General features: G+C 71.3%; 14 protein-coding genes. 8 read left to right on the top strand and 6 right to left on the bottom strand.

Translation table 11 applies throughout. From position 1 onward, the window contains the following. Positions 1-47: 47 nt before the first annotated feature. A complete protein-coding gene (locus NYE39_RS07185) occupies positions 48-1295 on the bottom strand; it encodes a class I SAM-dependent methyltransferase (protein ID WP_341012262.1) in 1248 nt (415 codons plus the stop codon). A gap of 203 nt (positions 1296-1498) precedes the next feature. Here NYE39_RS07185 and groES point away from each other — a divergent pair, with 203 nt between their 5' ends. Next, positions 1499-1795, top strand: a complete 297-nt coding sequence (gene groES, locus NYE39_RS07180) for a co-chaperone GroES (RefSeq protein WP_072625319.1) — start codon at positions 1499-1501, stop codon at positions 1793-1795. 98 nt (positions 1796-1893) lie between these two features. Next, a complete protein-coding gene (gene groL, locus NYE39_RS07175) occupies positions 1894-3495 on the top strand; it encodes a chaperonin GroEL (RefSeq protein WP_341012261.1) in 1602 nt (533 codons plus the stop codon). An 88-nt stretch (positions 3496-3583) separates the two neighbouring features. On the opposite strand, the gene NYE39_RS07170 is transcribed toward groL, so the two are convergent. Continuing rightward, positions 3584-4681, bottom strand: coding sequence for an IS30 family transposase (locus NYE39_RS07170; RefSeq protein ID WP_445667087.1), 1098 nt, complete (start codon positions 4679-4681; stop codon positions 3584-3586). Positions 4682-5214: 533 nt separating this feature from the next. On the opposite strand from NYE39_RS07170, the gene NYE39_RS07165 reads away from it, so the two are divergent. The 3 genes from NYE39_RS07165 to NYE39_RS07155 are packed head-to-tail and all read left to right on the top strand — an operon-like array spanning position 5215 to position 7837. After that, entirely contained in the window at positions 5215-5748 is a 534-nt protein-coding gene (locus tag NYE39_RS07165; RefSeq protein ID WP_072625317.1) for a PadR family transcriptional regulator, read from the top strand. Next, positions 5745-6449, top strand: a complete 705-nt coding sequence (locus tag NYE39_RS07160) for an ABC transporter ATP-binding protein (RefSeq protein WP_072625316.1) — start codon at positions 5745-5747, stop codon at positions 6447-6449. The genes NYE39_RS07165 and NYE39_RS07160 overlap by 4 nt, the downstream gene beginning before the upstream one ends. Beyond that, positions 6446-7837 (top strand): ABC transporter permease, encoded by a 1392-nt coding sequence (locus tag NYE39_RS07155; protein ID WP_341012260.1) that lies wholly within the window; start codon positions 6446-6448, stop codon positions 7835-7837. Before NYE39_RS07160 ends, NYE39_RS07155 begins: the two co-directional genes overlap by 4 nt. Before the next feature lie 23 nt (positions 7838-7860). Here the strand turns inward: NYE39_RS07155 and serA are convergent, their stop codons facing one another. Further along, positions 7861-9063 carry a phosphoglycerate dehydrogenase gene (gene serA / locus NYE39_RS07150; protein WP_341012259.1) on the bottom strand — a complete coding sequence of 401 codons (1203 nt, stop codon included), beginning with the start codon at positions 9061-9063 and terminating at the stop codon, positions 7861-7863. A gap of 109 nt (positions 9064-9172) precedes the next feature. Here serA and NYE39_RS07145 point away from each other — a divergent pair, with 109 nt between their 5' ends. Continuing rightward, positions 9173-9868: an aspartate/glutamate racemase family protein gene (locus NYE39_RS07145; protein WP_341012258.1), complete on the top strand. Its 696-nt coding sequence runs from the start codon at positions 9173-9175 to the stop codon at positions 9866-9868. Between the two features lie 42 nt (positions 9869-9910). Here NYE39_RS07145 and NYE39_RS07140 read toward each other — a convergent pair whose 3' ends face one another. After that, positions 9911-10156, bottom strand: a complete 246-nt coding sequence (locus NYE39_RS07140) for an RNA-binding S4 domain-containing protein (protein ID WP_072625312.1) — start codon at positions 10154-10156, stop codon at positions 9911-9913. A 56-nt stretch (positions 10157-10212) separates the two neighbouring features. Further along, entirely contained in the window at positions 10213-10515 is a 303-nt protein-coding gene (locus NYE39_RS07135; protein WP_084450215.1) for a WhiB family transcriptional regulator, read from the bottom strand. A 182-nt stretch (positions 10516-10697) separates the two neighbouring features. Here NYE39_RS07135 and guaB point away from each other — a divergent pair, with 182 nt between their 5' ends. Next, on the top strand, positions 10698-12239 hold the full coding sequence (gene guaB / locus NYE39_RS07130; RefSeq protein ID WP_341012257.1) for an IMP dehydrogenase: 1542 nt from the start codon (positions 10698-10700) through the stop codon (positions 12237-12239). Between the two features lie 2 nt (positions 12240-12241). Continuing rightward, entirely contained in the window at positions 12242-13201 is a 960-nt protein-coding gene (locus NYE39_RS07125) for a hypothetical protein (protein WP_185220713.1), read from the top strand. On the opposite strand, the gene NYE39_RS07120 is transcribed toward NYE39_RS07125, so the two are convergent. Next, positions 13188-14219: a P1 family peptidase gene (locus tag NYE39_RS07120; protein ID WP_341012255.1), complete on the bottom strand. Its 1032-nt coding sequence runs from the start codon at positions 14217-14219 to the stop codon at positions 13188-13190. The two genes, NYE39_RS07125 and NYE39_RS07120, sit on opposite strands and share 14 nt — an antisense overlap. Position 14220 lies beyond the last annotated feature (1 nt).

The following is a 14220-nucleotide window of genomic DNA, read 5'->3' as shown; positions in this document are numbered from 1 at the left end:
CCTGCGCCGCATGGGCGTCGACGGCGCTCGCGCCGGTGATGCCGCGCTCAGGATGCCTCGACGACGAGCACGGCCTGCTCGCCGCCGACGCGGGTGAGCACGACGGTGGCGCTGTCGCCGTCGCCGGCTCCGCGGCCGATCTTCAGCTGCTTGCGCAGCTGGTCCTCGTCGAGCCGGATCCCGCGCTTCTTGACCGTGAGGCCGGTGACCCCGCGCTCGCGGAGCCACCCGCGCAGACCCTTGACGGAGAAGGGCATCGCCTCGAGCACCTCGTAGCGTCGGGCGTGGCCGAGGTCGACGGCGTCGTCGCTGGTGACGTAGCCGAGCCCGGCCTCGAGCTCCATGCCGGAGACGGCGCCGGTGACGGTGCCGATGAGGCCGGCGCGAGTGACCGCGCGGTCCGCCTCGTAGAGCCAGCGGCCGGTGTCGGGGAGCGAGAGGGCGGCGGCCGGGTCGTCCTCGCAGGTGCGCTGGTCGACCTCGACCGGCGGCGCGCCCTTGCGCAGGACCCGGGCACTGCGGCCGGCCTCCTTGACGAGCGGGCCCCACCAGACCGTGCACTCGAGGACGGTGCCCTGCCACGAGGTCCACTGGGCCTCGGTGCCGAGCGGCGGGATGTCGTGGGGGAGCGAAGGGGAGAGCTTGGCCCCGGTCGCGGGGACGTCACGGGCGACGGAGAGGACGAAGTCCCACGACGGGGAGATCTCGTCGAGCCGGAAGACACGGCGGGTGCGCCCGGAGCGGTCGGTGACACCGGGGGTGCGGCGGGCCGGGTCGAGCCAGACACCCGTGCGCGAGTGCAGCGGGTCGAGCGGTGCCTCGAAGTCCTCGGCCACGCCGGTGCGGGCCCGACTGTCGGGCCACGGCCGCAGGTTGACGTCGGCGATGGCCGCCGTGAGCGGGTCGGCGTCGACGCCGTGGACGGTGACGCCGAGGGCGCTCATCGCCATCGCGTCCGAGCCGATGCCGCAGCCGAGGTCGTGGACGGTCGCCAGGCTGGCCGTCGCGTAGCGCCCAGCGTGCGTCGCCGCCACCTCCAGCCGGCTGGCCTGCTCGAGACCGTCGGGGGTGAAGAGCATGCCGTCGGCGAACTCGCCGAACTTCTCCTGCGCGCGCGCCTGCAGGCGCTTCTGCGTCAGGAGGGCGGCGACGCGTTCGGCGGAGTGTCCCGACGCCCGCAGCCGCGAGGCCAGGCCGACCGCGTCCGCCTCGCGGTACTCGGGCAGGCCGTGCAGGGACTCGTGCCCCTCGGGGGAGGCCAGCCAGCGCACGGTCGTCGGATCCACGTGCGCCATTGTCACGCATCCCGGGCCGCCCAGCGGCCCGGCCGCGACGGGCTTTGGCACTCGGGTTGACCGAGTGCCAACCGGGTGCCTAGATTTGCCCTTGGCACTCACCTCCGGCGAGTGCCAGATGCCACGGTTGGACGACCCCCGCGACGGCGCCCGGCCAGGCTTCGCCCCACGTTCACACACACGTCCCCACAGAAGGAGTCACCGTGTCGGTTTCCATCAAGCCGCTCGAGGACCGGATCGTCGTCCAGGGCATCGAGGCGGAGCAGACCACCGCCTCCGGCCTCGTCATCCCGGACACCGCCAAGGAGAAGCCCCAGGAGGGCGAGGTCGTCGCCGTCGGCCCCGGCCGGTTCAACGAGGACGGTGACGAGCGCATCCCGATGGACATCTCCGTCGGCGACCGCGTCATCTACTCCAAGTACGGCGGCACCGAGGTCAAGCACGGCGGCCAGGAGTACCTCATCCTCTCCGCGCGCGACGTGCTCGCGATCGTCGGCTGACGATCCTTCCCAGTACTGAGCTGACGCCCCGGGTGCGGCCCCTCCCGGGCCCTCCGGGGCGTCGCCTTTTCCCCCTTCGTTAGAACCAAAGGACAAACATGGCCAAGGAACTGGAGTTCAACGACTCCGCCCGTGACGCCCTCCAGCGCGGCGTCGACCAGCTCGCCAACGCCGTCAAGGTGACCCTCGGCCCCAAGGGCCGCAATGTCGTCATCGACAAGCAGTGGGGCGCCCCCACGATCACCAACGACGGCGTGACGATCGCCCGCGAGATCGAGCTCGAGGACCCCTACGAGAACCTCGGCGCCCAGCTCGCCAAGGAGGTCGCCACCAAGACCAACGACGTCGCCGGTGACGGCACGACGACCGCGACCGTCCTCGCCCAGGCCATGGTCAAGGAGGGCCTGCGCAATGTCGCCGCGGGTGCCGCCCCGTCCGGCCTCAAGCGCGGCATCGACAAGGCCGTCGAGGCCGTCTCGGCCCGCCTGCTCGAGACCGCCCGTGAGGTCGAGGGCAAGGACGAGATCGCGCAGGTCGCGTCGCTGTCCGCCCAGGACCAGGGCATCGGCGGGATCATCGCCGACGCCTTCGACAAGGTCGGCAAGGACGGCGTCATCACCGTCGAGGAGTCCTCGACCGCCGAGACCGCGCTCGACTTCACCGAGGGCATGCAGTTCGACAAGGGCTACATCAGCCCCTACTTCGTCACCGACCCGGAGCGTATGGAGGGTGTCCTCGAGGACGCCTACGTCCTGATCAACCAGGGCAAGATCTCCAACATCCAGGAGATCCTCCCGGTGCTGGAGAAGGTCGTGCAGTCCGGCAAGCCGCTGCTCGTCATCGCCGAGGACATCGACGGCGAGGCCCTCTCGACGCTCGTCGTCAACAAGCTCAAGGGCGTCTTCAACGTCGCGGCCGTCAAGGCCCCCGGCTTCGGCGACCGCCGCAAGGCGATGCTCCAGGACATGGCGATCCTCACCGGTGGTCAGGTCATCGCCGAGGAGGTCGGCCTCAAGCTCGACCAGGTCACCCTCGAGGACCTTGGGCAGGCCCGTCGCATCGTCGTCACCAAGGACACCACGACGATCATCGACGGCCAGGGTGCTACCGACGACGTGACCGGTCGCGTCAACCAGATCAAGTCCGAGATCGAGCGCACCGACTCCGACTGGGACCGCGAGAAGCTCCAGGAGCGCCTCGCCAAGCTCGCCGGTGGCGTCTGCGTCATCCAGGTCGGTGCCCACACCGAGGTCGAGCTCAAGGAAAAGAAGCACCGCATCGAGGACGCGATCTCCGCGACCCGCGCGGCCATCGAGGAGGGCATCGTCGCCGGCGGTGGCTCCGCCCTGGCGCACGCGGTCTCCGCGCTCGACGCCGTGCAGCTCGAGGGTGACGAGCAGGTCGGCGCCAACATCGTGCGCACCGCCGGTGTCGAGCCGCTGCGCTGGATCGCCGAGAACGCGGGCCTCGAGGGCTACGTCGCCGTCGCCAAGGTGCAGGAACTCACCCCGGGTGAGGGCCTCAACGCCGCGACCGGCGAGTACGGCGACCTCATCGGCCAGGGCGTCATCGACCCGGTCAAGGTCACCCGCTCCGCGCTCGTCAACGCCGCCTCGATCGCGTCGATGGTCCTCACCACCGACACGCTCGTCGTGGACAAGAAGGAGGACGAGGACGAGGGCCACGGCCACTCGCACTGACGTCCTGACCTGAGCGAAGGGGGCGGCGCACCAACCGGGGCGGATTCATGGGGTGTTCGCAACACCGTGTGGATTTCGGCCTGGGTGGTTAGGCCTCCTGGAGTAGATCACGAAGACGCTCGGCTGGGGTTGCCCAGTCGAGCGTCTTTCGTGGTCTGGCGTTGAGTTCTTGGGCGACGTACTCCAGCTCTGCGTGGCCGTGGACGCTCAGGTCGGTGCCTTTGGGGAAGTACTGGCGCAGCAGCCCGTTGGTGTTCTCGTTCGAGCCGCGCTGCCAGGGCGATGCCGGGTCGCAGAAGTAGACCGGCATGTCGGTCGCGGTGGTGAACGAGGCGTGCGCGGCCATCTCGGATCCTTGGTCCCAGGTCAGCGACCCGCGCAGGTGCTGCGGCAGGCGATGCATCGCGGCGACGAGCCGGTCACGCACGGTGATCGCGTCGTGGGTATCGGGCAGGTGCAGCAGCATCACGTACCGGGTCGAGCGCTCCACGAGCGTCCCGATCGCTGAGCCGTTGTTCTTGCCGGTGATCAGATCGCCTTCCCAGTGGCCCGGGACGGCGCGGTCCTCGACCGCGGCGGGCCGGTCGCTGATCATGATCATCTCGTCGACGAACCGCGGCCGCCGCACCCCGTGGGCTTGGGGTTTGCGGCGGGTGCGGCCGGTGCGCAGAGCGGTCTGGACCTCGCGTTTGAGGCCGCCGCGGGCCTGGAAGTACAGGGCCTGGTAGATCGTTTCGTGGCTCACGCGCATGCTCTCGTCGTCGGGGTGGTCGACCTTGAGCCTGTTGCTGATCTGCTCCGGTGACAACTTCCGTGACAACCCGTCCACGACGTACTCGCGTAGCGCTCCCGGCCGCGCCAGCTTTGATGCCTTCGGCCGGGCCCGGGTATCCGCGGCGTCACGATGCGCCCGGTGGGGCGCGTACCGGCCCTGCTCATCGCGGTGGGCGGCGACCTCACGTGTGACCGTCGAGGTCGGCCGGCCCAGCCGGGCAGCGATCGAACGCATCGACTCCCGGTTGATCAGCCCGTCGGCGATCACCAGACGATCCTGCAATGACAGCAACCTGCCCGTACCCACGACCTCGATCATGGGCCTGTTCCTAGCCGCTCGCTTGGCCGGCGGGCCCGTGACGCGCCCATCGGGATAGATCGTGCGGCCATGACTCTTACGCACGCCCCGCATCCAATACCGGCCCGTGTCGAGCGTGACCCCAACCCGACGAGCGGCCACGGCGTTGTGGACCCCGGAAGCGATCAGCTCGTCAAACTCGGCCCGCTGACGCGGCTTGCCCAACGGCATCGGCTCGGCCTGCACCAACCCCGCCCGAACCAGATGCCGACGAGCTGTGGAGTGAGCACATCCAGCCGCCCTGGCTGCGGCACCAATCGATCTTTCCCGTTCGAAGGCAGCCACCATCACAGCAACTACCTCCGCAGAGACCTCAACACGACGCCGCTTTTCGCTCGAAATGACCATGGTCCTCGCAACTCCTCAGATCGAGGTGTTGCGAGGACCATGTGAACCGAAGCCGGTGCGCCGCCCCCTTCGTCATGTCTCGTCGGCGGCGCGACGCCCCTCCCGGTCCCTGAGGAGGCGCACCGCCCCTCCCGGTCCCTGAGGAGGCGCACCGCCCCTCCCGGTCCCTGAGGAGGCGCGCCAGCGCCGTCTCGAAGGGACCCTTGACGCCACTACTCACACAGTGAATAGTCCTCCCCATGACCACGGGACACGTCCTCATGGGGCTGCTGAGCAGGGGGCCGCAGCACGGGTACGACCTGAAGCGTCATCACGACGAGCTGCTCCCGGCGGCGCGACCCATGGCCTTCGGGCAGGTGTACGCGGCGCTGGGGCGGCTCGCCGGCAAGGGGCTGGTGGCCGAGGCGGCGGTCGAGCAGGGGAGCGGGCCCGAGCGGGTCGTCTACGAGCTGACCGACGCCGGGCGGGCCGAGGTGGACTCGTGGGCGGCGGAGCCGGACGGGCCGGGAGAGCACGTCGCCAACCCCCTCGCGTCCAAGGTGGCCGTCGCCCTGCTCCTCGGTGGCCACGATGCCGCTGCCACCTACCTGCGGCGGCAGCGCGCCGCCCACCTCGAGCGGATGCGCTCGCTGACGCGTGACAAGCGCGAGGCGAAGGGGGACCTGCACCGGGTCCTCGCCGCCGACTACGCACTGAGCCACCTCGACGCCGACGTCCGGTGGATGGAGGACGCGCTCGAGCGCGTCCACGACCTCGAAGGGGACCGAGCATGACGACACGCGGGGAGGGCCACGCGCTCTCGATCGAGGCCACCGGGGTGGCGCACCACTACGGGCGTCGCCCGGCGTTGGGCGGGGTGGACCTCGCGGTCGCGGCCGGCGAGATGGTCGCGGTCACGGGGCCGAGCGGCTCGGGCAAGTCGACGCTCCTGCACGCCCTCTCCGGCGTCATCCGTCCCGACGAAGGTCAGGTCCGTCTCGGTGGTCACGTGGTCACCGCGATGTCCGAGGACGCCCGCTCGCGGCTGCGGCGCACGCGGGTGGGGGTGCTCTTCCAGTTCGGCCAGCTCGTCGAGGAGCTGACCCTGGCGGACAACGTCGCCCTGCCGTTGCTCCTGGAGCGTCGTGGGCGCGGCGATGCGATCACGACGGCCCGGGCCTGGTTGGCCCGCGTCGGGGTGGAGGACCTCGCCGACGAGCTGCCGGGCGAGGTGAGCGGTGGGCAGGCCCAGCGGGCGGCGCTGGCGCGGGCCCTCGTGACCAACCCCGGAGTGCTCTTCGCCGACGAGCCCACCGGCGCTCTCGACTCACGGGCAGGGGAGTCGGTCATGGAGCTCATCACCGATGTCGCCGCCGAGGAGGGGCTGACGGTCGTCCTCGTCACCCACGACGCCCGTGTCGCCGCCTATGCGGACCGCGAGGTCGTGCTGCGCGACGGCATGCTCGACGTCGACGAGATGGTGGCCGTGCGATGAGCTTGGCGTGGTCGGAGGCCGCACGGATGGCGGCGAAGGGAGGGCCCGCGGACCGACTGCGGCGCCGGCTGATGGCCGGGTGCGCCGCGCTCGCCATGGTGCCCGCGGGACTGGCGAGCGGGATCCCCGCCGTCAACGCGCGCGGCTGGCAGGCCGGCGACTACGGCCTCGCCCTGCTGCGCGACGGCGAGCTCGCGCTCGGCGCCGGGTTTGCCATGGCCCTGCTCGCACTGCCGGTCGTCTTGCTCGCCCTCGAGTGCTCGCGGGTCGGGTCCTCGGGGCGCGACCGTCGGCTGGCGGCCATGCGGGCCGCGGGGGCCACGCGTGGCGACGTGCGCCGGGTCATTGCGGTCGAGGCGAGCGCGATGACTGCCCTCGGGGTGATCGTCGGCACGATCCTCGTCCTCGCCGTCTGGGCCCTCCTGGCCCGGTGGCACGTGGGTGGGTTGCCGCTGCTCCCGCCGGGGGTGTGGCCGCGTCCGACGCACCTGCTCACGGCCATGACGCTCGTCGTCCTCATTGGTGCCGTGATGGCCTGGTGGGTTGCCGGCCGCATCCGAGTCGGGGTCGCCGGACAGCAGCGCGTCGAGCGGCGGGTGTCAGGAGCCCGGGCCGTGCTCCTGGTCGTCGTCGCCGGCCTCGCGGGTGGGGCGGCGCTCGTGGTCTCCGACTCGGGGATGGTCAACCTCGCGGTCAGCTCGACCCTGGCCCTGACCGCCCTCGTGGCGCTGGTGGCGGCACTGTCCCTCGTCGCGCCGCTGTCGACGCGAGCGCTCGGGTCGCTCGTCGGGCGTGGCGGGTCGGCGGTCGCGCTCCTCGCCGGGCGGGGCATGGCAGCCCACCCGGCGCGGGCCGGACGCGCCGCCTCCGGCCTCGTCCTCGTCGGGCTCGTCGGAGGCGCGCTCGCCACCTATGGCGGGGCCCTGCGGGCAGGCCTGCGGGAGACCTTGGCCGCGGGCCACACCTTGGGCGGCGACTCGACGGCCTTCTACCTCGTGCCGCTCACGCTCGCCGAGGTGCTCCTCCTCGTCGTCGGGATGCTCGCTGTCGTGGGCCTGCTCGTCGCCGTGGCCGAGCAGGTCGTCGTGCGACGCGGTGCCCTCTGTCGGCAGCATGCCGCGGGGGTGCCGCTGCCGGTTCTGCGCCGCGTCATGGTCCTCGAGACCACGCTTCCGGTCGCGGTCGTCGGGCTGCTCAGCACGCTCGTCGGGATGGGGGTGGCGGGTCTCCTCGTGGCCCAGGTGCCGGAGAACCCCTTCGCTGTCGACTGGTGGCTCGTTGCCGGCGTCGTGGTGCTCATGACCGGGGGGACGGCGGCGGCTGCCTGGGTCGCTTCAGCCCGCATTGTGCGGGCCGCAGACGTGGCTGCGCTGCGCGACGGGGAGTGACCCCCTCCACCCGCGAAGGGGGATCAGGCCGTGACGATGACCCGGACCTCGACGGTCTCGGGCAGGTCGCGCAGACGCTGCTCGGTGTCGGCGGGCAGGCCGCTCGCGAGGTCGGTGACGGCGTAGCCGTACTCGCCCTTGGTGCTCAGCTGCTGGCTGTCGATGTTGACGTCGCCCTCGGACAGGATCGTGTTGACCCGGGCGAGGACGCCGGGGACGTTCTTGTGCAGGTGGAGGATGCGAGTGCTGCCCGCGGCGACGGGGGCGGCGACGGCGGGGACGTTGACCGACATCGAGGTCGCCCCGGTGTCGGCCCAGTCGCGCAGCTTGCCGGCGACGTAGCGACCGATGTCGTACTGCGCCTCCTCGGTGGAGCCGCCGACGTGCGGGGTGAGGATGACGTTGGGGATGCCCTGCAGGCAGTTCTCGAAGGGGTCGCCCGCCTTCTTGGGCTCGCTCGGGAAGACGTCGACGGCGGCGCCGGCGACGTGCCCCGAGACGAGGTTGTCTCGCAGGGCCTCGAGGTCGACGACGAAGCCGCGCGAGAGGTTGAGGAAGAGGCTGCGCGGGCGCATCTTGGCGAACTGCTCGGCGCCGAAGGTGCCGGCATTGCCCGCGCGGCCGTCGACGTGGAGCGTGATCGTCTCGCAGGTCTCGAGCAGCTCGTCGAGCGAGTTGCACTTCGTGGCATTGCCCAGGGGCAGCTTGTCCTCGAGGTCGTAGAAGGACACGTGCATGCCAAAGGCCTCGGCGACGACCGACAGCTGGGCGCCGATGTTGCCGTAGCCGACGATGCCGAGCGTGCGGCCGCGCACCTCGTGGGCGCCCTTGGCCGACTTGTCCCAGACGCCGGCGTGGAGCGCAGCATTTTTGTCCGTCAGGTGGCGGGCGAGGGCGATGATCTCGCCCAGGGCCAGCTCGACGACGCTGCGCGTGTTGGAGAAGGGGGCGTTGAAGACGACGGTGCCGGCCTGGGCAGCGGCGTCGAGGTCGATCTGGTTGGTGCCGATGCAGAAGGCGCCGACGGCCTTGAGCTCGGGTCGTGCCTGGATGACCGCCTGGGTCACCTTGGTCTTGGAGCGGATACCGAGCAGGTCGACGCCCTCGAGGGCGGAGATCAGCTCGGTCTCGTCGAGGGCCCCGGAGCGGGTCTCGACCTCGAAGCCGGCGGAGGTCAGGGCGTCACGGGCGACGTCGTGGATGTTCTCGAGCAGCAGCACCTTCACGCCTGCAGGGTATGCCCGGGCTCGATGTGGCCGGACAGGCGCCCGCGATGCGAACCACAGGGCGGAACGAAGGCCCCACGCGCACAAGCCTGCTGGCTAGGGTGTGCGCATGCGTCTCCTTGGTGTCCTCGGCGGAATGGGTTGGTCGGCGACGGCGGAGTACTACCGCCGTCTCAACGAAGGGGTCGACGCGCGCCTGGGCGGCTTGCACAGCGCCCGCGTCCTCGTCCACAGCCTCGACTTCCAGCCGGTCGACGATGCCGAAAATGCCGGTGACTGGGACGAGATGGCCCGGCTGCTCGTCGAGGGCGCCCGCAGCCTGCAGGCCGGGGGAGCGGAGGGCATCATCCTCGCCGCCAACACGATGCACGTGGTGGCGGACCAGGTGGCCGCGGCCGTCGACATCCCCTTCCTCCACATCGCCGAGGCGACGGCCCGCCGGGTCGAGGCCTCCCGCCAGCGCAAGGTCGGCCTGCTGGCGACCCTGACGACGATGTCCGGCGACTTCTACACCACGCCCTTCACCCAGCGCGGCATCGAGGTGCTCCTGCCCGAGGAGGCCGAGCGGCCCGAGGTCGACCGGATCATCTACGAGGAGCTCGTCCACGGGGTCATCAAGGACACCTCACGGCGCGCCCTGCGCTCGGTGATGCAGGGGATGGCCGAGCGGGGCGCCGAGTGCGTCGTGCTCGCGGGCACCGAGCTCGGCCTGCTGCTCGAGGAGGACGACTGCCCCGTGCCGCTGCACGACACCACGGCGATCCACGTCGACCAGGCGCTCGACTGGATGCTCACCGAGGGCTGACCCTTCGAGACGGTCGCTGCGCGACCTCCTCAGGGACCGTCGTCACCAGGGGACGTCGATCTCGGCCTCTCCGGTGACGACCTCGACCTGCTGGCCGGCGAAGTCCACGACGCTGCCCGCCCGGACCTGTGCGCCGCGGCGCGTCTCGGGCTGGCCGTCGACGCTCACCTCGCCGGCGGCGATGACCTCGCGAGCCATCGCGCCGTCCTCCACGAGGCCGGCGAGCTTGAGCAGCTGGCCGAGGCGGATGGACTCGTCGCGGATGTGGACCGGTGCGGGAGAGCTCACCCCACCAGCCTAGGACGCGAAGGGGGCGCCTGACGCCCCCTTCGTCGGGTCGTCGCTCAGCCGGCGATGCCGGCGGCGGCGATGTCGCGCTCGGCGAGGGCGACCTGACGCTCGTCCTCGGTCATGCCGCCCCAGACGCCGAAGGGCTCACGGATGGCGAGGGCGTGCTCGCGGCAGGCGAGCATCACGGGGCAGCCGGTGCAGATCTCCTTGGCGGCCGCGTCACGGAGGCGACGGGCCGCGCCGCGCTCACCGTCGGGGTGGTAGAAGGACTCGCTGCCCGTCTCGCGGCACGCGCCCTCGAACTGCCACTCCCACAGGTCCGCGACCGGACCGGGCGCCTTGTCTGCCTGTGCCATCTGTCTACCTCCGTGCTCAGGGTGCTGTGGAGGTCGAGCACCCCCGTGATTTCTCTGCCAACCTAAGAAGATCGGCGCAAACAGAGGTCGACGAAAAGGTATGGGTTTGCCCCGAAGTTGAGCCTGTTGGTCAGGGATTGGTCAGGTCCGGAGGCGCGTTCGGGGTGGCTTAGGATAGGGAGATGGATTTCGGTGACCCGACCGCCCGTGACCACACCGGGGGCGCGGCCCCCGACCCCTTCGCCAAGGTGGGCCTGACCTACGACGACGTCCTGCTGCTGCCGGGCTACAGCGAACTGGCGCCCGGCGACCTCGACACCACGAGTCGGCTGACCCGCGAGATCAGCCTCAAGACGCCGCTCATCTCCGCGGCGATGGACACCGTCACCGAGTCGCGGATGGCGATCGCCATGGCCCGACAGGGCGGCATCGGTGTCCTGCACCGCAACCTGTCCATCGAGGACCAGGCCTACCAGGTCGACCTCGTCAAGCGGACCCAGACGGGCATGATCACCAACCCCGTCGTCATCGGGCCCGACGCGACGCTCGACGACCTCGACCAGCGCTGCGGCGAGTACCGCGTCTCCGGGCTTCCCGTCGTCGACGAGTCCGACGTGCTCATCGGCATCATCACCAACCGCGACCTGCGCTTCACCCCGGTCGCCGAGTGGGCCACGACCCTCGTGCGCGACGTCATGACGCCGATGCCGCTCATCACCGCCCCGGTCGGCATCTCCCAGGAGGACGCCACCCTGCTGCTGCGCCAGCACAAGCGCGAGCGCCTGCCGATCGTCGACGACCAGGGTCGGCTTGCTGGTCTGATCACCGTCAAGGACTTCGTCAAGAGCGAGCAGTTCCCCAATGCGAGCAAGGACGCGCAGGGCCGCCTGCTCGTCGGTGCCGCCATCGGCTACTTCGGCGACGCGTGGGAGCGGGCGACCACGCTCATCGACGCCGGTGTCGACGTGCTCGTCGCCGACACCGCGCACGGTCACGTCAAGCTGCTCCTCGAGATGGTCGAGCGGCTCAAGTGCGACCCCGCCACCCGGCACGTGCAGGTCATCGGTGGCAACGTCGCGACCCGCGAGGGGGCCCAGGCCTTCATCGACGCCGGCGTCGATGGGATCAAGGTCGGCGTCGGGCCGGGCTCGATCTGCACCACCCGCATCGTGACCGGCGTCGGCGCCCCGCAGATCACCGCGGTCCACGACGCCTCGCTCGCGGCCAAGCCCGCCGGGATCCCCGTCATCGCCGACGGCGGCCTGCAGTACTCCGGTGACATCGCCAAGGCGATCGTCGCCGGCGCCGACACGGTCATGGTCGGCTCGCTCCTCGCCGGCTGCGAGGAGAGCCCCGGCGAGCTGATCTTCGTCAACGGTAAGCAGTTCAAGGCCTACCGCGGCATGGGCAGCCTCGGCGCGATGAGCAGCCGCGGCAAGAAGTCCTTCAGCAAGGACCGCTACTTCCAGGCCGAGGTCACGAGCGACGACCAGCTCGTGCCCGAGGGCATCGAGGGTCGGGTCGCCTACCGCGGCACCCTCGCCCAGGTCGCGCACCAGATGGTCGGCGGCCTGCGGCAGTCGATGTTCTACGTCGGCGCCGGCACCATCCCCGAGCTGCAGGCGAAGGGGAAGTTCGTCCGGATCACTTCCGCCTCCCTCAAGGAGAGCCACCCCCACGACATCCAGGGCATCGTCGAGGCGCCCAACTACAGCCTGGGCTGACCATGTCTGCGCGGGGGGAGCAGCACGTCGAGCCCAAGGCCCTGGGGCCGATGTGGTGGCTGATGATCGTCGTCGGCCTGCCCGTCGTGCTCCTGCTCATGGCGGTCCTGTCCTTCGCCATGACCATGCTCACCCGCATGCTCGTCGAGGGGCAGACCGAGCCCGACGCGCACGTGCCGACCTTCCTCGCGTGGTTCGTGCTCTTCGGCGGTGCGGCGCTCGTCTTCTACGTCCGGGACACGTGGCGACAGCTCAAGGACGAGCGCGTGCACGTCGACGTCTTCGGCAACGAGCTGCGGATCGACCGGTGGTCACCGCCGCACGAGCGGGAGCGATTCGCCGAGCGGGTCGCGGCCGACGAGGGGGCCCGCACCCGCCAGGCGGGGCGGCGTGACGCCAGCGCACCGGCCCGTCAGCGGCCTGAGCCCACCGAAGACGAGCTGCGTGCCGCCGCGCTGCGTCGTCGTGAGGTCGGGCCGGGGATCCCGACGTCGACCCGTGGCAGCGGCCGGGGCCTCGACCTGCTGGGCACGATCGGCGGCATCTGCCTCATCGCCTGGTTGCCCGCCCTCGTCGTGCTCGGCGTCGTCCTGAGCAAGCTGCAGGACACGATCGCCCCCGAGTGGGCCATGCTCTCCCTGGTCCTGCTGCCGATCGGGTGGCTGCTCTCCTGGACTGCCGGGCTGCTGCGGCACCGCTGGTTGCGCACCCGCGAGACCCGCAGCGACCTCGCGGGGTTCCACATGGTCACGGCCTTCGTCGGGATCGTGATCCTGACGGTCACCGGCATCACCGGCCTCGTCATGCGCGACGAGGCGCTCGGTGTCGCCCTGATCAGCTTCCCCCTCGTCGCCCTGTGTGTTTGGGTCATCCGCCACGAGGCGCACCACCACATCTCCGACGGCTCGAGTGGCGACGGCCCCAGCGGCGACGTCGACCTGACCTTCGTCACCTCCGACTGAGCGTCGCCCGGTAACCCGGCAGCACGGCCCCACCGTCCTCGCTGCGGTCGACGGATCCGGCAGCCAGCACCGCCCGGGCGATGGCCCGGCTCACGCAGTCGGCTGCCGCGGTCTGCAGCTCCACCACGTCGAAGGGAGTCGGCGTCACCCCGCCCGGTGTCGACAGCGCGAAGACCGTGTCGCCGTCGAAGGCCGTGTGCACGGGGGACAGGGCCCGGGCGAAGCCGTCGTGGGCGACGCCCGCGAGCTTCGAACAGCCGGCCTTGTCGAGCCGGGCATCTGTCGCGACGACCGCGAGCGTCGTGGCGGTCCCCGCGCGCAGAGCCTGCGCCTCGGCCTCCTGGCGCTCCCAGTGAGCTTGCACCGCAACGGGATCCGGCTCGGGCACGTCGACCTCGCCCGGCGCGAGCAGGCGCTCGGCGAGCAGCCGGCCGTCGGGGGAGAGGGGTGAGCCGACGGCGTTGACCGCGACGAGAGCGCCGACCGTCGCGCCCGACGACAGGACGAGGCTCGCCGACCCGATGCCGCCGCGCAGGCCCCCGGCACGGGCTCCGGTGCCGGCGCCGACACTCCCTTCGTCCACCGGGCCGTCGCTCGCCGCCAGGTAGGCCGCGCGCCCCTCGGCCGGTCCGGGATGGTGGCGCCAGGCGCCGGCGCGCCCGAGGTCGAAGAGGATCGCCGCGGGCACGATCGGCACGACCTCGCCGGGCCCGGGGCCGATCGGCCAGCCGCGGCCCTCGTCGGCGAGTGCGGCGACCACACCGTCCGCGGCGGACAGGCCGTAGGCGCTGCCCCCCGAGAGGACGACGGCGTCGACGGCGTCGACGAGGTTGCGAGGGTCGAGCAGGTCGGTCTCGCGGGTGCCCGGACCGCCACCGCGCACGTCGACCCCACCCGTGGTGCCGAGCGGCGGCACGACCACCGTCGTGCCGGTCAGCCAGCCGGGCTCGTCACGGGTGGCGTGGCCGACGCGCACGCCGGGCACGTCGGTGATGGCGTTGTGGGCTCCGGGGCGCATG

This window comes from Janibacter sp. FSL W8-0316, assembly GCF_038004165.1.
Lineage (GTDB): Bacteria > Actinomycetota > Actinomycetes > Actinomycetales > Dermatophilaceae > Janibacter > Janibacter indicus.
Note: the sequence above shows the minus strand (reverse complement) of the source record. Positions and strands in the feature narration are given on the sequence as shown.